Source organism: Neobacillus drentensis NBRC 102427 (assembly GCF_001591445.1).
Taxonomy (GTDB): Bacteria; Bacillota; Bacilli; order Bacillales; family Cytobacillaceae; genus Neobacillus; species Neobacillus drentensis.
The window spans coordinates 79412-99499 of the sequence record NZ_BCUX01000008.1 but is presented as its reverse complement, the minus strand read 5'-3'; the positions used below and the strand labels follow the sequence as shown (position 1 = coordinate 99499).

Annotated in this window: 21 protein-coding genes; 17 read left to right on the top strand and 4 right to left on the bottom strand. The window is 37.7% G+C overall.

Features of this window, described 5'->3' with window-relative positions:
* The first annotated feature begins 77 nt into the window (after positions 1 to 77).
* Entirely contained in the window at positions 78 to 1718 is a 1641-nt protein-coding gene (locus BDR01S_RS04330) for a long-chain-fatty-acid--CoA ligase (protein WP_066252259.1), read from the top strand.
* Positions 1719 to 1792: 74 nt separating this feature from the next.
* On the opposite strand, the gene BDR01S_RS04325 is transcribed toward BDR01S_RS04330, so the two are convergent.
* Both BDR01S_RS04325 and BDR01S_RS04320 read right to left on the bottom strand, forming a co-directional pair.
* A complete protein-coding gene (locus BDR01S_RS04325) occupies positions 1793 to 2596 on the bottom strand; it encodes an alpha/beta fold hydrolase (RefSeq protein ID WP_066252260.1) in 804 nt (267 codons plus the stop codon).
* A 92-nt stretch (positions 2597 to 2688) separates the two neighbouring features.
* Complete coding sequence (locus BDR01S_RS04320; protein WP_066259814.1) at positions 2689 to 3459, bottom strand: alpha/beta fold hydrolase; 771 nt, start codon at positions 3457 to 3459, stop codon at positions 2689 to 2691.
* A 566-nt stretch (positions 3460 to 4025) separates the two neighbouring features.
* On the opposite strand from BDR01S_RS04320, the gene BDR01S_RS04315 reads away from it, so the two are divergent.
* Genes BDR01S_RS04315 through BDR01S_RS04290 form a run of 6 tightly spaced genes read left to right on the top strand, consistent with a single transcriptional unit; the run spans position 4026 to position 9267 of the window.
* Positions 4026 to 5660: a long-chain-fatty-acid--CoA ligase gene (locus tag BDR01S_RS04315; RefSeq protein WP_066252263.1), complete on the top strand. Its 1635-nt coding sequence runs from the start codon at positions 4026 to 4028 to the stop codon at positions 5658 to 5660.
* Between the two features lie 16 nt (positions 5661 to 5676).
* Positions 5677 to 6456, top strand: a complete 780-nt coding sequence (locus BDR01S_RS04310) for an SDR family oxidoreductase (protein ID WP_066252265.1) — start codon at positions 5677 to 5679, stop codon at positions 6454 to 6456.
* 37 nt (positions 6457 to 6493) lie between these two features.
* Entirely contained in the window at positions 6494 to 6976 is a 483-nt protein-coding gene (locus BDR01S_RS04305) for a hypothetical protein (RefSeq protein ID WP_066252266.1), read from the top strand.
* A complete protein-coding gene (locus BDR01S_RS04300) occupies positions 6960 to 7583 on the top strand; it encodes a hypothetical protein (RefSeq protein WP_066252269.1) in 624 nt (207 codons plus the stop codon). The genes BDR01S_RS04305 and BDR01S_RS04300 overlap by 17 nt, the downstream gene beginning before the upstream one ends.
* 22 nt (positions 7584 to 7605) lie before the next feature.
* Entirely contained in the window at positions 7606 to 8172 is a 567-nt protein-coding gene (locus tag BDR01S_RS04295) for a polyhydroxyalkanoate biosynthesis repressor PhaR (RefSeq protein ID WP_066252270.1), read from the top strand.
* 21 nt (positions 8173 to 8193) lie between these two features.
* Positions 8194 to 9267 carry an alpha/beta fold hydrolase gene (locus BDR01S_RS04290; protein ID WP_082797301.1) on the top strand — a complete coding sequence of 358 codons (1074 nt, stop codon included), beginning with the start codon at positions 8194 to 8196 and terminating at the stop codon, positions 9265 to 9267.
* Between the two features lie 76 nt (positions 9268 to 9343).
* Here the strand turns inward: BDR01S_RS04290 and BDR01S_RS04285 are convergent, their stop codons facing one another.
* Positions 9344 to 10126, bottom strand: coding sequence for an alpha/beta fold hydrolase (locus BDR01S_RS04285; RefSeq protein ID WP_066252272.1), 783 nt, complete (start codon positions 10124 to 10126; stop codon positions 9344 to 9346).
* A 227-nt stretch (positions 10127 to 10353) separates the two neighbouring features.
* On the opposite strand from BDR01S_RS04285, the gene BDR01S_RS04280 reads away from it, so the two are divergent.
* Both BDR01S_RS04280 and BDR01S_RS04275 read left to right on the top strand, forming a co-directional pair.
* The gene (locus BDR01S_RS04280; RefSeq protein ID WP_066252274.1) at positions 10354 to 11481 is read left to right on the top strand and encodes a sensor histidine kinase; all 1128 of its coding nucleotides are present in this window, start codon (positions 10354 to 10356) and stop codon (positions 11479 to 11481) included.
* A 3-nt stretch (positions 11482 to 11484) separates the two neighbouring features.
* Complete coding sequence (locus tag BDR01S_RS04275; protein WP_066252275.1) at positions 11485 to 12084, top strand: response regulator transcription factor; 600 nt, start codon at positions 11485 to 11487, stop codon at positions 12082 to 12084.
* 70 nt (positions 12085 to 12154) lie between these two features.
* Here the strand turns inward: BDR01S_RS04275 and BDR01S_RS04270 are convergent, their stop codons facing one another.
* The gene (locus tag BDR01S_RS04270; protein WP_066252277.1) at positions 12155 to 13003 is read right to left on the bottom strand and encodes an alpha/beta fold hydrolase; all 849 of its coding nucleotides are present in this window, start codon (positions 13001 to 13003) and stop codon (positions 12155 to 12157) included.
* Between the two features lie 184 nt (positions 13004 to 13187).
* On the opposite strand from BDR01S_RS04270, the gene BDR01S_RS04265 reads away from it, so the two are divergent.
* The 8 genes from BDR01S_RS04265 to BDR01S_RS04230 all read left to right on the top strand — a co-directional run bounded on the left by BDR01S_RS04265 (position 13188) and on the right by BDR01S_RS04230 (position 20087).
* Positions 13188 to 13382, top strand: a complete 195-nt coding sequence (locus BDR01S_RS04265; RefSeq protein ID WP_066252279.1) for an IDEAL domain-containing protein — start codon at positions 13188 to 13190, stop codon at positions 13380 to 13382.
* 495 nt (positions 13383 to 13877) lie between these two features.
* Entirely contained in the window at positions 13878 to 14009 is a 132-nt protein-coding gene (locus tag BDR01S_RS26465) for a hypothetical protein (protein ID WP_268874652.1), read from the top strand.
* Between the two features lie 13 nt (positions 14010 to 14022).
* Positions 14023 to 15195, top strand: coding sequence for a TVP38/TMEM64 family protein (locus BDR01S_RS24740; protein ID WP_082797300.1), 1173 nt, complete (start codon positions 14023 to 14025; stop codon positions 15193 to 15195).
* A complete protein-coding gene (locus tag BDR01S_RS04255; RefSeq protein ID WP_066252280.1) occupies positions 15195 to 16202 on the top strand; it encodes a lysylphosphatidylglycerol synthase transmembrane domain-containing protein in 1008 nt (335 codons plus the stop codon). Before BDR01S_RS24740 ends, BDR01S_RS04255 begins: the two co-directional genes overlap by 1 nt.
* On the top strand, positions 16174 to 16929 hold the full coding sequence (locus tag BDR01S_RS26460) for a glycine/sarcosine/betaine reductase selenoprotein B family protein (RefSeq protein WP_244889014.1): 756 nt from the start codon (positions 16174 to 16176) through the stop codon (positions 16927 to 16929). The genes BDR01S_RS04255 and BDR01S_RS26460 overlap by 29 nt, the downstream gene beginning before the upstream one ends.
* Before the next feature lie 221 nt (positions 16930 to 17150).
* The gene (locus BDR01S_RS04240; RefSeq protein WP_066252283.1) at positions 17151 to 18389 is read left to right on the top strand and encodes an ABC transporter substrate-binding protein; all 1239 of its coding nucleotides are present in this window, start codon (positions 17151 to 17153) and stop codon (positions 18387 to 18389) included.
* Positions 18373 to 19275 (top strand): ABC transporter permease, encoded by a 903-nt coding sequence (locus BDR01S_RS04235; protein WP_066252284.1) that lies wholly within the window; start codon positions 18373 to 18375, stop codon positions 19273 to 19275. Before BDR01S_RS04240 ends, BDR01S_RS04235 begins: the two co-directional genes overlap by 17 nt.
* On the top strand, positions 19272 to 20087 hold the full coding sequence (locus BDR01S_RS04230; protein ID WP_235846490.1) for an ABC transporter permease: 816 nt from the start codon (positions 19272 to 19274) through the stop codon (positions 20085 to 20087). The genes BDR01S_RS04235 and BDR01S_RS04230 overlap by 4 nt, the downstream gene beginning before the upstream one ends.
* Position 20088: the final 1 nt, after the last annotated feature.

The following is a 20088-nucleotide window of genomic DNA, read 5'->3' as shown; positions in this document are numbered from 1 at the left end:
TCATGTTTACAAAATTCTCAATTGAAACAATAATTTAACTGGATTTAAAAATTTGAATACCTGAGGAGGATTTGTTTATGGTATATCAGCAAAAGCCCTGGTTAAAATTGTATGATCCCAGAGTAAGTGAGAATGTATGTGTAAAGCATGAGTCGTTATATGATTTCTTAGAAGGCGCAGTAAAACGTTTTGGTGATAAACCAGCTTTTACTTTTTATGGAAAAGTTTTTAGTTTCACGGAAACAAAAATTATTGTCGATCGGCTCGCATCTTCATTACATAAACAAGGCTTTAAAAAAGGTGACCGTGTAGCCATTATGCTTCCCAATAGCCCCCATTATATTTTCACGTTATTTGCTATTTTCCGATTAGGTGGAATTGCAGTCCAAGTGAATCCGATGTACGTGGAAAGGGAAATTGCCTATGTTTTGGACGATTCAGGAGCCAAGTTCATGGTAGCGTTAGATGCTTTTTATCCTAAGGTTAAAAGAGTTCAATCTGACACAACCTTGAAAAGAGTTATTGTTGTTAGTTTTGGAGAGGAAAGACAGGAATTAAGAGAAGGCGACCATTATTTTGAAGAGGTCCTTCAGGAGGAGATTGATGTTCCAGCAGTTGAAATTGACCCGCATGAAGATGTAGCCGTTTTACAATATACAGGTGGAACAACAGGTGTTCCTAAAGGGGTTATGCTGACTCATTATAATCTATTGGCTAATTTTAATCAGGTCTGCGATTTTATTTATAACACCTGTGAAAATATGCCAGAGTCTTTTAAAATGATTACTGTTCTGCCCATGTTTCATGTTTATGGGCTTTCTAGTGTGGCCCTTTGTGGAATTCGAGAAGGTGCCAATCAGATTGTGTTACCACGCTTTGATGTAAAAGAAGTAGTTGAAACGATTAATCGGGAAAAGCCATTCCTCTTTGCAGGAGTTCCGACCATGTATTTTGCGTTAAACAGCCAGCCGGAATTAATAAAGGATTCTTGGTTAGATAAAATGTGGTATGTTGGCAGTGGTGGTGCGCCATTACCAGTTGAACAAGCAAAAACATTTGAAAAATTAACCGGGGCAACACTGTTTGATGGGTATGGTCTATCTGAGGCTGCACCTACAGTGGTGTTTAATCCACCGTTTGTCCCAAGAAAATACGGCAGTATCGGGATCCCTGTTCCAAGCACGGTGGTAAGGATTGTTCGCGAGACAGAAGACGGTGAATATATTGATGTTCCAGTTGGTGAATCTGGCGAGCTAATTGTCAGTGGTCCTCAAGTAATGAAGGGGTACTGGAATCGGCCAAAGGATACAGAAGAGGTATTAAAAGATGGCTGGTTATTTACTGGCGATATTGCCAAGATGGATGAAGACGGCTATTTTTATATCCTTGACCGCCAGAAGGATATGATTATTGCAAGTGGATACAATGTTTATCCACGTGAAGTTGAGGAAGTCCTCTACATGTTAGAAGGTGTCGAAGAGGCCATTGTCATTGGTGTTCCGGATACTTACCGCGGGGAAACAGTGAAGGCGTTTATAAAACCTAAACAAGGCTATACACTTTCTATGGACAAAATCATACAGTTTGCAAAGGATAACCTTGCGCCGTATAAGGCACCAAAGGAAGTTGAAATTCTTGCTGAATTGCCAAAATCATCAGTGGGTAAATTATTAAGAAGAGTTCTTAGAGATGAAGAGATTTCGAAGGTTAAAGCTTAATAGAAAGTAAGAAAACCTTAAACTTTGATACTAAAATGCCCGGTCCACTTTGAGATCGGGCATTTCTATAGAAACTATTGTTTCTTTATAAATTCTAACACTCTTTCATTTACTAAATCATTGGCTTCGGTTATATAAATATGTCCGGCACCTTGAATCGTCAAAAATTCGGCATTTGGAATTTTTTCTGCTAAGGTTACCCCATTTTGGTAGGGAACTAATTTATCTTCATCGCCATGGATAACCAAGGTTGGAGCCTTAATTTGGTCTATCTTGTTGTAGGTATCATGAGCTAAGCAGGCTTGGAGCTGGAGCATATAGGCATAGGGAAGCACAGGGATCTCTATTCTTTTTTGTATGTCCTCTGCAACTAAATCCCGCTGATTCTCTATAAAGTCATGACTGTAAAGGATTGGAACAGTTGCCCAAGCCATTTCTTCCGGTGTTGCAACAGAAGAACCCCTCGAAAGCATTAACATCGAGACATCTGCACCAGGCTGTACATGATTGACCCCTCCAGAGGTTGTACAACCTAGAATAAGGGATCGGACTTTTTCGGGATACATAAGCGCTAATCTTTGTGCAATCATCCCACCCATGGAAATACCATAGACATGGGCAGAGTCAACACCGGCAGCATCCATGACGCACCTAGCATCTTCTGCCATTTGTGCGATTGAATAAGGGGTTTTAGGTTTATCACTAAGACCTGTACCACGATTATCAAAAATAATTACTTTATAATGCTCACTTAGAGCGGGGAGAGTTCTAAACCAAGATTTTGAATTAAGCGACAACCCCATTATTAATAGTAGAGGTTCTCCCTCTCCATGAACCTCATAATAGAGATTTATACCATTCCCAGTAGTTTGTGGCATTTATAATAAACCTCCTTTTTAAAGATACGGTAAATTATATGATTATTAGTAGTAGGAAAGAACATAGAAGAAGGGAAGAAGGAATTCTTCCCTTAACTTACTTTTGAGTGTTTCTTTAAAAAGTTGCGGAGAACCCTGTTAAATGCATCCTTTTGTTCTAACTTGGCTATATGGCCCGTATTCCTGATAATAACAAATTCAGAATGACGAATTTTTTTATGCATTAAAAGTTGCATCCATACAGGGATGACTGAATCATATTGAGAGCCCATGATTAATGTGGGAACTTTAATTTTAGGAAGTAGTTTTAAATTATTTACTTCGAGACATGCTTTTACTGATTTAAGAAAAACCTCATGATTAGGCTTATAAAATTTAAGGAAATCCTCATAAACTTTGCCCTTCCATGAATTAAGTGAAATACGTGCAGCCGTTTCTTTTGGCAGACTGGGGTTATTCGAAAGTGACCGAACCCTCCGATAGTTTATTATTAGCTTTGCTAAAGGTTTTGGCACAAAATGAAATGTACTTACCAGCATTAAAGAGAGACACATCTGAGGCGCTTGACGATAAATCTCCTGCGCCACCATTCCTCCCATGGATAAACCACAGATGTGTGCGCTTTCAATTTGGAGTTTCTTCAATAGATTAATAATATCACGAGCAAAGTGTGGTATAGAAATCTTTTCAGTAGTGATATGCTCACCATGTCCCCTTAAATCAGGAATAATCAAGTCATACTGATCTGCAAATTCAAACTGATTGTTCCAGCCCTCCTTTACCTCGCCTAGACCGTGAATAAAGACCAGAGGTTCACCTTTACCAAAACGTAAGTAAGGAATTTCAGAGTAACGAATTGTCATTTCACTCAAAATTTACCCCTCCTATTGAATTTTACTATAAAGGGGGTTGCCACTATTTGTAAAGTAATTGTTGTTATAAAATTCAGAATAATACAAAAGAACCATTTCACATATGTCCTCTCTATACGTACAAATGTATTCCTTTGGTGCCTGACACCTAGTTGAAATGTTATAGAAGAATACTACTTTTTGTGTTTTGTATTAATTTGGAAGGAGGATGGGAATAGGTATGTTTGTTTATTTATTTGAATTTTTACTCTCGGGATCGTGCGGGATTGAAAAAATATTCCGACATTTTTCGTCATCTTTCTCATGTTTTTGAAAATGCCTAAAAAACTAATAGTTAATTTATGGAGATTAGTATTTCTTTTTATTTAAGAATCACGGATTTTTTGTGGAATTTTGTCGAAAGAGGAAGGTTTACAAATGCCCAATTTACAACAATAATCGTAACTATATTAATATTCTAATTACAGATATAGATGAACGCTTCATAGTTATTGCACCATTTTTAAATGGAATAATTACTATTGAATTTTAGTATTCCTAAGGAGGCATCGTATCTAATGGTTTATCAGCAAAAGCCATGGTTAAAAATTTATGATCCAAGAATTACTGAGCATGTGAATATTGAACACAATTCTCTTTATGATTTTTTACATGGTTCTGTCAATCGTTATAATACTAATCCTGCCTTTACCTTCTATGGACAGGTTTGGACTTACAACGATACAAAAATGATTACCGATAAATTTGCTGCAGCCTTACATCGAGCAGGATTTACTAAGGGTGATCGACTTTCGATTATGCTTCCTAATTCCCCGCATTACATATTCACGCTATTTGGTACCTTTCGTTTAGGAGGAATAGCTGTTCAAGTTAATCCAATGTATGTAGAAAGAGAAATAGAACACGTTTTAAATGATTCTGGCTCTGAGTACATAGTAGCGTTTGATGCATTTTATCCAAGAATAAAAGAATTACAATCCAAAACATCCTTGAAGAAGATAATCGCAGTAAGTTTCGGTGGTGCAAAAGTCGACCTTGCAGAAGGCGATCATTATTTTGATGAATTTTTAGAAGAGGATGTAAATATCCCAGAGGTAGAGATAAAGCAATCTGAAGACGTTGCTCTTATACAATATACTGGTGGAACAACTGGTGTATCTAAAGGTGTCATGCTTACACATCGCAACCTCCTAGCCAATTTCAATCAAGTTTGTGATTTTGCTTATAAAGCTTGTGAGAATAAACCGGAAAATTTAAAGATGATAACCGTTTTGCCAATGTTCCATGTGTATGGTTTATCAAGTGTCGCGCTATGTGGAATAAGGGAAGGGGCAAATCAGATTGTCTTACCTCGATTTGATGCAAGGGAAGTAATGGAAACGGTTAATCGTGAAAAGCCGTTCCAAATGTCAGCTGTACCAACCATGTACTTTGCACTAAATAGCTTACCGGATTTAGATACTTGTAGTTTTAAGGACATGTATTACTTAAGCAGCGGCGGTGCTCCACTACCTGTAGAACAAGTAAAAATGTTTGAAAAGAAAACAGGTGCAAAACTGCTTGATGGATACGGTCTTTCTGAATCAGCCCCAACGGCCATTTTTAGTCCGCCGTTCGTCCCAAGAAAATATGGGAGTATTGGGATCCCTGTTCAAAGTACGGTTGCAAGAATTGTTCATGAAACAGCCAATGGGTATGTCGATGCTCCAATAGGCGAAGCAGGAGAATTAATTATCCAAGGCCCACAGGTCATGAAGGGCTATTGGAATCGTCCGGAAGATACGGCCGAAGTATTAAAGGATGGCTGGCTGTTTACAGGCGATATCGCAAAAATGGATGAGGACGGCTATTTTTATATTGTTGACCGCAAGAAGGATTTGATTATTGCGAGCGGATACAATGTATATCCGAGCGAAATTGAAGATGTGCTATATCAGCTTGAAGGTATTGAAGAAGTACTTGTCATTGGAGTTCCTAATTCCTACCGTGGGGAAACGGTAAAAGCCTTCGTCAAACTAAAGGGGGGATTTTCCATTACCGCAGAGGAAATCCTGAAGTTTGGTAAAGAAAATCTTGCACCCTACAAGGCCCCAAAACAAGTAGAAATACTTGAAGAACTGCCAAAGTCATCTGTTGGAAAACTACTCAGAAGAGTATTAAGAGACCAAGAGAAATTAAAGGTAAAAGCTTAATAGAAGGGAGAAACCGATGAATATTCAAGAACTTTTTAATTTAAAAGGTAAAACTGCGATTATTACAGGCGGAGGAAGAGGTTTAGGTCAGCAAATCGCTGTCGCTTATGCGGAAGCAGGAGCTAATGTGGTCGTTTGTTCGAGAAATCTTGATGCATGTCAACAATTCTGCGCAGCGCTTAAAGAAAAAGGGGTTCGCTCACTTGCATTAAAGTGTGACGTTGCCAACCCTACCGATATCCAACTTGTTGTTGACGAAACCATGAAGGAGTTTGGCCGGATTGATATTTTGGTTAATAACAGTGGTACCAGTTGGGGAGCCCCTGCATTAGATATGCCTGAAGATAAGTGGGATAAGGTAATGGATATTAATCTTAAGGCAGTCTTCTTATTTTCTCAAGCAGTTGGTAAAATTATGGTAAAGCAAAAATCAGGTAAGATTATCAATATTGCATCGATAGCGGGTATGGGTGGTCAAGATCCATTAGTCATGGATGCAATAGGTTATGCTGCAAGCAAGGGTGCTGTCATTACATTAACAAAGGATTTAGCTGTTAAATTGGCTCCTTTTAATGTCCATGTGAATGCAATTGCCCCGGGATTTTTTCCAACAAAAATGGCAAAAGCCATCCTGGATTACTCAGGTGAAAAAATCCTTGAGAGGACACCAGCGGGACGTTTTGGTTCCGATGATGATATGAAGGGTCCTGCACTTTTCTTGGCTTCGGATGCTTCTAACTATGTTTATGGTCATGTACTTGTCGTTGACGGAGGCACAACTGCCAGTGTACAGTAATAAGTAGAGAATGGCCAGTTAGTTAAGAGGGGTTTAGATGAAGTTCACCCACCAAGAAATGGATACTTTTTATAAAAAGCTAGAAAAAAAATGGAATGAACAAATCCATGCCCATACCAATACACGCAGCTTTACATTGGCTTTGGGGAGGGCACTGGATGCACACGTGAAACGAATAAGAATTCAGAAAAGATTAACAACTAGATGGTTAAAGCATTTAGACCTTCCGAATAAAGATGAAATAAGTGCTATTTCTGTAAGAATCGTAGATTATGAGGGGAAATTAGATTTTCTTGATGAAACAATCTATGAGATTAAACAAGCACAACAAAAGAATAATATCCAGTTAAGTATGGTTCGGATGTCATGTGAAGCCCTGCTATCTGTTTTAGAAATGGAGGCAAGGGATATACACGACTGTAAGATAAAAAGCTTAGAATCCGAGTTAATAGATTTAAAACAATTATTTCATTCAGATCACATGAAAATGGAGGAGAAAAACAATGACAAAAAAAACTGAAGCTGTATTAGAGGTTGAAAATCAAGAAACGAAGGTTGATGGGGAGAAGGATTTAACAAGTCTAGATCTTCTATGGAAGCTTGGGTTTAATGAATTGGATGCTTTGACAGAACGTTTTAACAAACGGGATGAACTTTTCTTGGAAGCTGTAAAGAACTATGTGGAAAAGCTTAAACAGAATCAGGAAAATGCTATCACGGTTTCGGCACAATTTGGAATGGAAATCAAAGAGTGGGAAAAATCAGCTCGCGAAGAATTACTTGTGACAACAACTTCTCTACAGAATTTATTTCCAGTAAAATCATATGAAGAAATTAACAAAGTAGTTGAAGACATTCAAAACAAAACAGCTCACCTATTGTTAACTCCTACCCAATCATTAATAACTGGTCAATTGGAAGCTCTAGATAAGTTTGTAGAAACAGTTGAACAATATATTGCTTATCGGAAAAATGGCAGAGAAAAATATATTGAAAGTGTGAAGAAAACTAGCAATGTTCTATATGAAAATCAAAAAGTATTTGTGAATATGTTTGCAAAGCAAGTGAAAAGTGCGATGCTCCCATTTCAAAACTATATGAAAACTACAAACGATCAATCTAAATAATTTCATCATAGGAGTGGAAGTAATGTCGGGTAAAAAACCTTTCGATCCATATGAATCCATTCATAAGCTTAGTCTATTATGGGAAAAACAGTTGAATGACTTTTTCTATCTTTTGACTGATAACAAGGATGTCGTGAAAATGTCAAATATAGGAACAGAATTTAACTCCCGTTATCTTGATACATTTAAAAAGAATCAAGAAGCACTTGCTAATGTGTTAAATCTGCCAACTAAAAATGATGTCTCTAATGTGGCAAACTTAACCATTCAAGCGGAAGAGAAAATTGAAGCTCTCGAGGAACAAATTTGGAACTTGCAGGATTCCATGAAAACGCAAAGCAAAGAAATTGAGAGTGTTGTAGAAATTTCCAAAGAAATTATTAAACTGACGAAGCAGCTTAAAACAGAATTAGTAAAATCGAAAAAAGAGCAAGTTGAATCAAAAAAACTACATGCAGAACTTCAAGAAATGAAGTTTGAACTTTCGAAATTATCGAATTTTAAAGAAGAGTTTGAGGCTTTAAAAACTCTTATCAATAAAGACAAAGACGCGGAACGTGAGCTACACGGGTCAGGAATATCAAAATAAAATTGAAATGGAGGTAGGATAGTGGCAACTGAAACACCTTTCAAAGGGCTAATTCCCGATGTGGATTACCAGAAAGAAATGGAACGTTGGGCTAATGTCTTTAAGCTATTAAGTGAACCGGAGCCCAGGATAGGTCAGACTCCAAGAACTGAGGTTTGGAGAAAGAATAAATCAGTGTTATGGTATTATCCTGCCAAACAGAAAAAATATGAAATTCCATTGTTTTTCGTGTACTCACTTTTTAATAAACCCTATATTTTAGATATTGATCCAAAGTCTAGTGTTATTAAAAAACTAACGGATATGGGCTATGATGTGTATTTATTGGATTGGGGTACACCAGGCTATGAGGACAAAAAAATCGGTCTCGACACCTATATTGAGAAATATTTAAAAACAGCTGTGAAGCGGGCGATACGCCATTCTGATGTTGAAGAAATTACATTAGTTGGCTACTGTTTAGGCGGTACGATCGCATCTATCTATGCATCGATTGCGGAAGAACCAATTAAAAATTTAATTGTAGCTACTGTACCCATTGATTTCTCCACGATAGTCGGACCGGAGAAATGGGCTGAGGGCTTCAAAAATGGGGATTTTACGATTGAACATCTTCTCGATGTTTATGGGGTTGTCCCACCTAAATATGTTGAAATGATGTTTAGAGCGGTTGGATCACCTATCTATTTTACTAACTATACCACGCTTTTAAATCGAGCCCACGATCAGCGTTATGTGGATAAGTGGCGTCGAATGAACAAGTGGACGCTTGATCAAGTTCCTTTTACGGGAGAGGCTTACAAACAGTTAGCCAATGACCTGATGAGAGATAACAAGCTGGTAAAAGGGGAATTTTTAGTTGGAAATAAAAAGGTGGATTTAAGTAATATTGAGGCCAATCTATTTGTTATCTCTGGTTCTAGAGATAACTTAGTTTTGGAAAATCAAAGTAAGCCAATTATGGATTTAGTATCAAGTAAGGATAAAACATATCTTTGCGTTGAATCAGGCCATGTTGGACTTGCATTATCCGGCATGTTTGCGGGAATTGTTGATCAATGGGCATCCAGTCGCTCAAAACAGCTCTCAAAATGATTTTGTACTAAAGTATGGTACAAGGAAATATATAATAAGTAGAGGCAATGAGAAGAGGAAGGTTAATCCTTCCCCTTTAACTTGCCATTCTATGTTTGTTCAAAAATGTCCATAGAACTTGATTGAATTCATCCTTCGCCTCTAACTTTGCAATATGGCCGGTATTCCTGAAAATAACAAATTCGGAGTGGCGAATTTGTTTGTGCATCATGAGCTGTACCCAAACAGGGATCACCGAATCATACTGGCCGCCAATAATTAGGGTGGGAACCTTGATTGTTGGAAGTAATGTGATATTATTTACTTTTAGACAGGCATCCATGGATTTAAAGAAGAATTCTTTATTTGGTTTGTAAAATTGAGAAAAGCTGTCGATATTTTCTTTTGTCCAAGAATAGAGGCAAACCTTCGCAGACCTTTCTGTTATATCCTCAAGAGATTTATTTTCTGATCGATTTTTCCGAAAGTCTGTAAATAGTTTGCCAAGATGATGTGGAGCAAAATGTAACGTGCTTACCAGCATTAAGGAGCGGCACATTTCGGGTGCTTGACGATAAATTTCTTGCGCTACAATTCCACCCATTGATAACCCACAAATGTGTGCGCTTTCAATTCCGAGGCCTTTTAATAGGCTAATAACATCATAAGCAAAGTTTTTTATTGATATCTCTCCAGGTGTAATATACTCTCCATGACCTCGTAAATCAGGGATAATTAAGTCATACTGATTCGCAAATTCAAATTGATTTCCCCACCCCTCCTTCACTTCACCAAGTCCGTGAAGAAAAACTAATGGTTCACCGGCACCAAGACGCAAATAAGGAATTTCGGAGCAATTTTTGAATATTTCTCTCAACATCCATTCCTCCTAGTTGTTTTATAACAACCTGTATTTCCAATATTCAAACGGTCTAAACGTGTATAAAATTCTGATTAGTGTATTATATAATTATCTGTGGGAAAATATTACATATGGGTGTAAACAACATATATGGAATGAGCCAGGTAGAACAAATTTTCAATCCATTGCTACTTTGAGTTATGATATGAGAATGAAGGATTAAAGGTGAAAATGGGGTTTCGTTCATGATAAAAAAGTATATGACATTTCAAAAAAATAATGGGATTGCACCGTATATATGGACGATTCTTGGTATTTTGCCGTTTTACTTTATCTTCCAGTCACCTTCCACGATTGAAATAGTTGTTGGAATTTTACTGACACTGCTATTCTTTATCTTTTACCGGATTGCGTTCATTTCAAAAGGATGGCCGGTTTATTTATGGACGTTGATTTTGATTGGAATTTCGATCACTGCGAACAGCCTTTTCAATTACGTTTATTTTGCTTTTTTCCTTGCCTATTTCATAGGAAATATAAAAGATAGGGTTGCCTTTTTGACCTTGTATTTTATTCATTTGTTTAGCACATCTGTTTCAATCAACTTCAGCATCGTCATGCATGAAAAATTATTTCTACAACAATTACCATTTGTTATCATTATCTGGATTAGTGTGATACTTCTCCCGTTTAGCATTCATAATCGCAAGGAGAGAGGACAGCTTGAAGAAAAGTTAAGTGATGCAAATAAACGGATTTCAGAACTTGTCAAAATAGAAGAAAGGCAGCGAATAGCACGTGACCTTCATGATACACTTGGACAAAAACTTTCACTTATAGGGTTGAAATCAGATTTAGCACGAAAATTAATCTCAAAAGACCCTGATCAGGCAAGGAATGAATTGAAGGATGTTCAGCAAACTGCTCGAACGGCTTTAAGTGAAGTTAGAAAGATGGTTTCTTCGATGCGAGGAATCCGCTTGAAGGATGAAATCCTTCGGGTGGAACAAATCCTTAGGGCAGCGCAGATTAATTTTGTCAGTGATGGAGACTTTTCACCAACCTGTGTCTCGCTGTTAACAGAGAATATTCTAAGCATGTGTTTAAAAGAGGCTGTAAATAATGTCGTTAAACATAGTGAAGCAAAGTCGTGTTCCATATCCATTGAGCAATCGTTGAAGGAATTAGTAATGAAGATTAAGGACGATGGCATTTTTAAGGGGGAGAAGGAAAAGTCAGCTGAAGGACATGGGCTGATTGGCATGAAAGAACGGCTGGAATTTATTAATGGAAGACTTGAAATATTGATAAAAGATGGAACAACATTAATTATAAGTGTACCGAATGATGTCAAGCCTAGAACAGGGGGATAAAAAATGATTAAAATCGTGATTGCTGAAGATCAGCAAATGCTTTTAGGAGCCTTTGGTTCACTGCTAAATTTGGAAGATGACATGGAAGTTGTCGGTAAGGCTTCAAACGGAGAAGAGGCGGTTTCGCTGGTGAAAAAGCTTCAACCGGATGTTTGTATTATGGATATTGAAATGCCGGGTAAGAGCGGACTTGAGGCAGCTGAAGAGCTAAAGGGTTTGGGCTGTAAAGTAATCATTTTAACGACATTTGCCCGAACCGGATATTTTCAACGTGCAGTAAAGGCCGGTGTAAGCGGCTATTTGTTGAAGGATAGTCCTAGCGAAGAGTTGGCTAATTCCATCCGAAGTGTAATGTCAGGAAGACGAATTTATGCACCGGAATTAATGGATGATGTATACGGAGAAGAAAATCCGCTAACCGACAGAGAAAAAGAGGTGTTAGAGCTCGTTGCAGATGGTAAAAACACAAAAGAAATCGCGGAAGAGCTGAGCATCAAAACAGGAACAGTCAGAAATTATATCTCCATTATCCTCGACAAACTTGAAGTTAAAAATCGAATTGAGGCTATCACCCAATCTAAGGAAAAGGGCTGGTTTAAATAAAGAGTGTTTTACAGGTGTCAGGCACCGTTACTAATATTCTTCAGGGATACCACCACCACAAAAACGGCAGCTAGGATTCAGCTGCCGTTTTGTAATGATCAATAAATCCCTTGATATATTCAAACACCTCCATAGGGCGCTCTTCCGGAAGGGCATGGCCGGTATCTTTTAATACAATTAGCTCAGAATTAACCAGGTCTTTATTTAGCTTTTCACCCACATTAAGCGGTATCGATTTATCATGATCCCCCCATAGCAATAAACAAGGTGTTTTGATTTGATTAAGAATTTCAATTGGCAAGTCCCCCTCACGGTCCCGAATCATTCTTGTAAGCGCGACGAAAATCTCATCCTCTAAAAATGGTTGTAAGTATCCATTAATCATTTCCTCGTTAATAATCGCATGATTAAAAAGTGCATCTTGAAGATTCTTTTTAACACCGGTTCGTGCAAACCAATATTTTACGAAGAGATGGAAATAGGGCAGGTAACTAGTCAAGATTAAGGGCAATTTCGAGCGTTTAAGATAGGCGGAACTGCAGAGCAGTATAGCTTTGTCTGCTAGCTCAGGCGTCATATGAAGGATATTTAATACAATTTGCCCGCCCATAGAATGACCGATAAAGGTCATTTTTTTTAACCCCAAAGACTCTGTAAGTTTTATGACTGTTTGGGCTAAATTCTTGTAGGAATAAACATAATGGTTACATTTCGCACTTTTCCCAAACGGGGGGAGATCAATCGATAATACCTGGTAATCCTTTTTTAATAATGATATGAGATGACGAAAAGTGAAGGTGGACGAAAGAAAGCCGTGTAATAAAACAAACGTTTCTTCCGATGCTTGATTTGGATAAAATTCATAATAAACATTAATGTTATTAACTGGTTGATAACCTGAAAAGACTGCTTGTTCCATCTAAACCCTCACCTGCTCTGTCGATAATAAAGATGAGTATAATGTTCCCCAAAAGGTGGTGCTTGACACCATATTTTTGTATTTTTGAACATTTTGTGAATTTTTTTTTGATTTTTGAAATAAAATGTTTGAATTTTTAGAAAACTCCTTGTATAATTAGAAAAAACGTAAGGAGTTGATTTCCATGGAAAAGAAATTACTTAATTCACCACAACATTCGGATGAAAATACAGATGCTGTCGTTGCTGAGATGTTTCTAAACAATGCCCTGCTAGAATTTAAGAGGGAGAAAATCCGCAAGGAAATCGACCACACATTACAACATGGGGATAAAGAGTTATTCCTAAAGCTAACAGAAGAACTAAAGAAAATTTCCTAACTCATTTCCTAGCGAACTTATTACTATTAAAAAGAAGCCCTATCCAAACCCTTGGATGGGCTTCTTTCTGTTCTAAAAGAGAAATTCCAATATCGAAAAAAGCGATTACACACTATAGGATTAATGGATATTATGATTTTATCTTGGCATAGTAATTCAATATAATATATTAGCCCAGATAGATGTAAGTTTTACTTTTTCAAGATATAGCTTGATTTGTTTCAAAAGTTTTTAATTGGTTAACTGATAGAGCATTAGGTTTTAACAATATTGTAATAATTTTTTGTCGAAATTTCGAACAATTTCAGATATAAAACTATCCCTTTTATTGGAGTGTTATTATCATATTAATCTTAGTTAAGTTAAAAACTTACAATATTGGTCAATATTAGTTTACTTTAACGTACATAATTCATCAAAATCATTATCTTAAGGGAAATAGGCAAAAGAAACGTAGATCATCAACTTTTATTAATATTTAATATTCAACACGCCATGGGCTTAACTGGATCGAAGGAAAATATGGCGATTACGTTTGAAGGTGGTCATGCAGAATTCCATGGTAATCCGGATGTGCTTCCTGAGGACGGCACACCTCTTACATTAACTTATTCAATCGTACAATAATAGGGGTGAGAAAATGAAAAACGTCATTCGTGCCTTCGGTCAATTAATTGCGTCGTTATTCCTCTTCTTCCTTATGGGATTTACGATGGCTATTCTGTTGATTCAAAATTCATGGCTGGATATGCGTTTTGATAGTGAATACTTTGTAACGATTTCAATTCTAACCGGAGCATGGTTTTACTTTTTAAGGACGTTTATGAGTGCAAAAAAACTTGCGCTCTGGGAGTCTGCAAAGGCAACAGCCGCAATTGTAATCGCAAGCATGGCAATTATCGCTTTCTTTACAATGACTAAGGGGAGTCTAGCAATTCTACCCGCCTATGTAGTAAGGAAATCATTGTTTTTAGAAGGGATTTTTACTCTAAGTGAAATGAATCAGATTTTACTAGTTGTTATTCCGGTTGGTATTGCCATTATGGTCATCACTCTTTTGAAGAAGAGGAATCCCGAAATGGCGTCCGACACAGGCTGGAATCTATTATCAAGATATCAAAAGTTTGGAATGATGTTTTTATATGGATTCATTGCTTTGTTTTTGCTAATCTATTTAGCCCAAGGAGAAATTCAGGATTCGCTTAACCAGTCGATTCAATATTTAAAAGACGCAGATGTTGAGGGCTTCCGTGATTACCTTCTATCATTTGGTTCCCTAGCTGCAGTTGTTTCTGGATTATTGATGGTCTTCCAATCCATCATCGCACCACTCCCGGCATTTGTAATTACCTTTGCGAACGGATTATTATTTGGCTGGGTTGGGGGAGCTATTCTCTCCTGGAGCAGCGCAATGGCAGGAGCAGTCCTATGTTTTTATTTAGCCAAAATTTTAGGTAGACCAGTCGTTGAAAAAATCATCACGAAAAAAGCATTGACCTGGTGGGATCAATTTTTTGATAAATATGGAAAGCATGCGGTTTTTATAGCCAGACTTGTTCCAATTGTATCCTTTGACTTAGTTAGCTACGCTGCAGGTGTAACATCCATCTCTTTTTGGCAATTTTTCTGGGCTACTGGCCTTGGTCAATTACCTGCAACGCTTCTCTATTCCTATCTTGGTCAAAATGCAACAAGCACCGTAAAAATATTGTTCTTTGTTTTTACAATTGTGATTGCACTAGCAGTATTAGGTATGATACTTCGCCCAAAATTACAATCCTGGGGTAAAGGAAAACAAGGAGTAAAAGGGTAATGGCCTCCATCTTGAAAAATAAAGATCTAATTATAAGGGTTTTGGGTAGCACCTGTTTAATTTATTGGATTCTACGAAAAATCGAGTGGAGTAAGGTTATTGAGGTTGCAAAAGAGGGCTCGTTCATTTATTTTATTGCTGCATTTATTGCCATTCAACTTACCGTTGTCTCGAGTATCTTAAAATGGAAATTGCTTGTTGATTCATCATTAAATCAAGAAATAAAGCGAGACGCCTCATTATCTAAATTGGGGCGTTTCTACTATATAGGTCTATTTTTCAATAATTTTTTACCAGGCAGTGTGGGTGGAGATGTTGTCCGTGTTTACTATTTAGGAAGAATCACAGGAGTTCCCATCGCCACCGCATCTGTAGCATTCGAACGGATAACAAGTGGGGCTGCACTAGTAGTAATTGCCGTTTTTTCATCCTTGTTTGTGGAAGAAGCGAGACCTTTCCTTTTGCCAATCCTGTTTGTCATAGGGATGCTTTTGCTGTTGTTTTACCTAATTAGTATAGTGGTCAAACGTAGAAAGAAGTGTAAAGTAGATAAAAAGAAAATGACTGACTCTGATATCAATCGTTGGGTCCTAAAAATTAAACACACGCTTGTTAAAACAAGTCAAATTGCCTTGAATTATCGAAAAGAAGATTATAAGTGGTGGTTAAAGATTACCCTCCTCTCCATCCTTTTTCAGGTCGGTCTTGCTTGGATTAATGATTTACTGTTTTTATCAATAGGTATCAATCTCCCGTGGATTCAATTGTTAATGATTATCACACTTATTTCAGTGATCACCATGCTGCCAATCAGTGTAAATGGTTTAGGGGTTCGCGAAGGGTGTTATGTATTATTTTTTAAAGGGCTAGGTGTACCTGCTGAGATTGCCCTAACTATTTCACTATTATTTTTTATTCTTGTTTCAATAACAAGTTTAGCCGGTGGTTTATTTTGGATCGCAGAGAGGAGGAAACAGAGTGAAACTATCTGGAAATCGGTTCATTGAATCCCTCGTCAGTATAAAGGCAAAACATATGGTTAGCCCGATACTTGGAGATATACCGATCGTACCTTTTACAAAGCCAGCATCGGAAGCAGTGTTTGCCCTTATCACAACTGCTGGTGTCCATATGAAAACACAGCCTGTTTTTGAGGTTGAAGCAGGTGATTCCTCTGTCAGGTATATTCCATCATCAGTCCAAGAAGCGAATTTAATGATCAGCCATACTCATTTTGATCGAAGTGATGCAGACCAAGACATCAATTGTGTCTTTCCTTTATTCCGCCTCAAAGAACTAGCGCTTAAAGGTATTATTGGTGGTGTTGCTCGACATCATTATGGGCTAATGGGCTATATTCCTAATACGACACCGCTGGTTGAAGAGACGATTCCGTTAATTCTTAAACAATTGCAAGAAGACAAGGTAGATGCCGTTATTTTGAATCCCGGCTGATATATTTGTCATCAATCCGTGGGATTGATTCAATATGCAATTGAAAAAGCAGGAATTCCGACAATTTCAATTACTCATTTGGCAGATTTAACTGAAAAGGTAAGGGTTCCTAGGTCATTACATTTACGTTTTCCGCTGGGAAGAAGCTTTGGAAGAGCAGGGGAACACCATTTGCAGACTCAAATCCTCCAAGATGCGATTCACTTTTTAAGCGAGATTAATGAACCGGAAACGATGGTAAAGCTTCCTTATAAATGGAAAGGGAAAGGGAAACAATGAAAGTAAAAACAGCAATATTGGTTCATAAGAGCCTCTGGCATTTTCGGTGGCTGCTTCTAATTGGACTTATGATTTATAATCTGTATTGCTTGAATTTGTCCTTTGAAATGTCATCATTTCTTCCTACCAATGGTTTTGTCATTGCATTATACTTTTTCGTAGGAATGTGGGAACGATATTTTAAATGCAAATCAAGCTGTAAAATCTAGAAAGGGATGTTTATGAAGAAATTCACGATTGTAGTTTTACTATTTCTATTGATATTATCAGGGTGTAGTTCTGATGCAAAGAATAATAGCAAACAACCAGGAGAAACTAGTTTAAAAAGTGACTGGAAAGAAATTACTGCGGAGGCAAAAGGGTCGAAAGTTAACTTCTTTATGTGGGGCGGGGATGAAGGTATCAACCGCTACATAGACGAATGGGTCGCACCGCTTGTAAAAGAGCAATATGGGATTGAAGTAAAACGTTATCCAATGGATGCAACAGAATTTATCAATAAATTAATGACTGAAAAGCATGCTAATAAAAAATCAGGAGAAATGGATGTTTTATGGGTGAATGGAGAGAATTTTAAAATTGCCAAGCAACAAGAATTACTCCTTGGACCATTTACTTCGAAGCTTCCTAACTTTAACCAATTTGTTGATACCAAAAGCAATGATATTAATTACGACTTTGGGTTTCCCACAGAAGGCTATGAAGCTCCATGGGGAAAGGTACAGTTTGTCTTTGCCTATGATGCTAACAAAATCTCAAACCCTCCAAAATCGATTGCTGAATTAAAAGAATGGGTAAAGAAAAATCCAGGTAAATTTACGTATCCTGCTCCACCGGATTTTACGGGAAGTGCATTTATTCGCCATGTTCTCCATGAAGAAAGTAATGATTATAATGCGTATTTAAATGGGTACAATGAAGCATTGATTAAAGCGGATGCGGACCAAGTTTGGAATGCATTGAACGAGTTAGAACCATTTTTGTGGAGGGAAGGTAAATCTTATCCTCAATCCATTTCTCAATTAGAGCAATTATATAAGAATGGTGAAGTTTGGATGACGATGGGATACGATGAAGCCAATGCCTCTAACTTAATCAAGAGTGGTGAATTTCCTGCTTCAACTAAAACCTTTGTCTTTGATCAAGGAACGCTGTCGAATACCCATTTTCTTGCTATTCCTTATAATGCACCTAATCCAAATGGCGCATTAATCCTCATTAATACCCTGCTTTCACCTTCTGCTCAACTGAAGAAAATGGAACTGGAGTATTGGGGAGAAAATATGTCTCTTTCAGTGGATCGCTTGTCTGAAAAAGATAAAAAAACAATGGCTGCAATTGATAGAGGGCCTGCTACCCTAACCCAGCAGGAATTGTCTAGTCATCGGATACCGGAGATTGGTGCTGAATATGTCCAATGGCTGGAACGAGGTTGGATGAAAAATGTGGCGAACGACTAAAATTAGCAATCAATTAAATAAATATAAGGGGCTGTTGGGAATTCTACCGGCCCTTTTGTTTATGCTAATCTTTTTTCTAGGTGGAACATTGCATTCACTTTCGTTAAGTTTTGAAAGTAAGGAAACTTTCTCATTGGTTTTGCAAGAGGAAAAATTTTGGGCATATAAAGAATTGATTAATGTCACATTTCTTCAATCAATTGGTGTCACGGTTGGGATTGCGGCTGCTGTATCAGTTTTATCCGGTGTAACCGGGTTAATTGCGTCATTATTCCTTGTTGAACGTTCACGTCATTGGAAGTGGCTAAATATTATTTTTCAAGCGCCGGTCGGTATTCCACATTTATTATCCGCATACCTCTTCATGCAAGTATTAATGCAAAGCGGTTGGTATTCTAGATTTGCCTATCAAATAGGCTGGATTGATTCAATCGAAGCATTTCCCGTTCTGGTCCACGATGAGTGGGGTGTTGGCGTAATATTAGCTTATATGTGGAAGGAAGTTCCGTTTATTATTTTATTAATAAGTCCATTTATTTTGAAACTGTTCTCTGACTGGAGAGAGCAATCAATCGCATTAGGAGGATCATTTTCACAGACCGTCCGCTGGGTCATCGTGCCGATCCTTTTACCGATGTGGGTTGGAGGGATGTGGGTAGTCTTTGCCTTCACGTTAGGCGCATATGAAATTCCCGCACTGTTAGCTAGTACATCGTTCGGCTCCATTCCCGTAGAAGCGTTTCAGGAGTATTCTCAATTTGGCTTGGAACGCCAACCGATTGCAATTGCAATGAATATGGTACTAGCTGGCATTTCTTTCTTGGTTGGCAGTATATTAATATTTTTACAATTGCGATGGTACAATCAGGGGAGGAGAGTATGGTGAAAAGTCTAAAATCTAGTTTGGTAGCAAAAGGTCTTTTCATAATGATGTTAACTCTTTTTCTCTTTCTTCCCTTTATTCCACTTGTAATTTGGAGTTTTACGAAGCAGTGGCCTTGGCCTTTACTTCTACCTGAAAAATGGAGTTTGGATTCATGGAATTACCTGTTTTCCGTTTCAGGCAGGGCAGGAGAAGGTCTATTAAACAGTTGGATCGTGGCTTTTTTAACACTCATCGGAAACCTACTAATAGGAATTCCTGCTTCGAGAGGCTTAGCACAGAATGAATTTAAAGGGAAGAGAGTAATCTTTGCGATTCTCCTCGCCCCCTTGTTCATTCCCTATACCGTTTCTATCATTGGCATGCATGATTTAGCGATTCAGTTTGATTTTTTAAATGAGTATGTAAGCGTGGCCTTTGCCCATCTTTTAGTAACACTGCCATATTTTATTGCGACAATCTGGTTTCAATTCCGTTTAATTGGAAACAAGCTTCAAGAAGCTGCTCTCAGTCTTGGGGCAAGTGAATGGAAAATCTTTATCTGGATTGAAGCCCCATTGCTTATTCCTTCGGTCTTATTAGGGAGTTTTTTAGTCATTGTCATTTCCTTTAGTCAGTATTTACCGACATGGATTATGAGCGGGGGTACCTTGCAGACCATTCCCTTGGTCATTTTTCCGTTTGCCAACAGCGGTAATTCATCGATTGTTGCAGCCTATAGTCTTTTGTTTTTTATCCCCATCTTGTTTCTGTTATTGGTTTATTATCTTCTACTGCGGATAAATTCAAGAAAACAATTCATGAAAAGGGGGTGAG

Coding starts and splice junctions, on each gene's coding strand:
- BDR01S_RS04270 (WP_066252277.1), bottom strand. CDS start 13,003: ATGGAACAAGCAGTCTTTTCAGGTTATCAACCAGTTAATAACATTAAT.
- BDR01S_RS04255 (WP_066252280.1), top strand. CDS start 15,195: ATGGCCTCCATCTTGAAAAATAAAGATCTAATTATAAGGGTTTTGGGT.
- BDR01S_RS04295 (WP_066252270.1), top strand. CDS start 7,606: ATGTCGGGTAAAAAACCTTTCGATCCATATGAATCCATTCATAAGCTT.
- BDR01S_RS04330 (WP_066252259.1), top strand. CDS start 78: ATGGTATATCAGCAAAAGCCCTGGTTAAAATTGTATGATCCCAGAGTA.
- BDR01S_RS26465 (WP_268874652.1), top strand. CDS start 13,878: ATGGGCTTAACTGGATCGAAGGAAAATATGGCGATTACGTTTGAAGGT.
- BDR01S_RS04315 (WP_066252263.1), top strand. CDS start 4,026: ATGGTTTATCAGCAAAAGCCATGGTTAAAAATTTATGATCCAAGAATT.
- BDR01S_RS04305 (WP_066252266.1), top strand. CDS start 6,494: ATGAAGTTCACCCACCAAGAAATGGATACTTTTTATAAAAAGCTAGAA.
- BDR01S_RS04325 (WP_066252260.1), bottom strand. CDS start 2,596: ATGCCACAAACTACTGGGAATGGTATAAATCTCTATTATGAGGTTCAT.
- BDR01S_RS04285 (WP_066252272.1), bottom strand. CDS start 10,126: ATGTTGAGAGAAATATTCAAAAATTGCTCCGAAATTCCTTATTTGCGT.
- BDR01S_RS04240 (WP_066252283.1), top strand. CDS start 17,151: ATGAAGAAATTCACGATTGTAGTTTTACTATTTCTATTGATATTATCA.
- BDR01S_RS04300 (WP_066252269.1), top strand. CDS start 6,960: ATGACAAAAAAAACTGAAGCTGTATTAGAGGTTGAAAATCAAGAAACG.
- BDR01S_RS24740 (WP_082797300.1), top strand. CDS start 14,023: ATGAAAAACGTCATTCGTGCCTTCGGTCAATTAATTGCGTCGTTATTC.
- BDR01S_RS04275 (WP_066252275.1), top strand. CDS start 11,485: ATGATTAAAATCGTGATTGCTGAAGATCAGCAAATGCTTTTAGGAGCC.
- BDR01S_RS04235 (WP_066252284.1), top strand. CDS start 18,373: ATGTGGCGAACGACTAAAATTAGCAATCAATTAAATAAATATAAGGGG.
- BDR01S_RS04280 (WP_066252274.1), top strand. CDS start 10,354: ATGATAAAAAAGTATATGACATTTCAAAAAAATAATGGGATTGCACCG.
- BDR01S_RS04320 (WP_066259814.1), bottom strand. CDS start 3,459: ATGACAATTCGTTACTCTGAAATTCCTTACTTACGTTTTGGTAAAGGT.
- BDR01S_RS04310 (WP_066252265.1), top strand. CDS start 5,677: ATGAATATTCAAGAACTTTTTAATTTAAAAGGTAAAACTGCGATTATT.
- BDR01S_RS04265 (WP_066252279.1), top strand. CDS start 13,188: ATGGAAAAGAAATTACTTAATTCACCACAACATTCGGATGAAAATACA.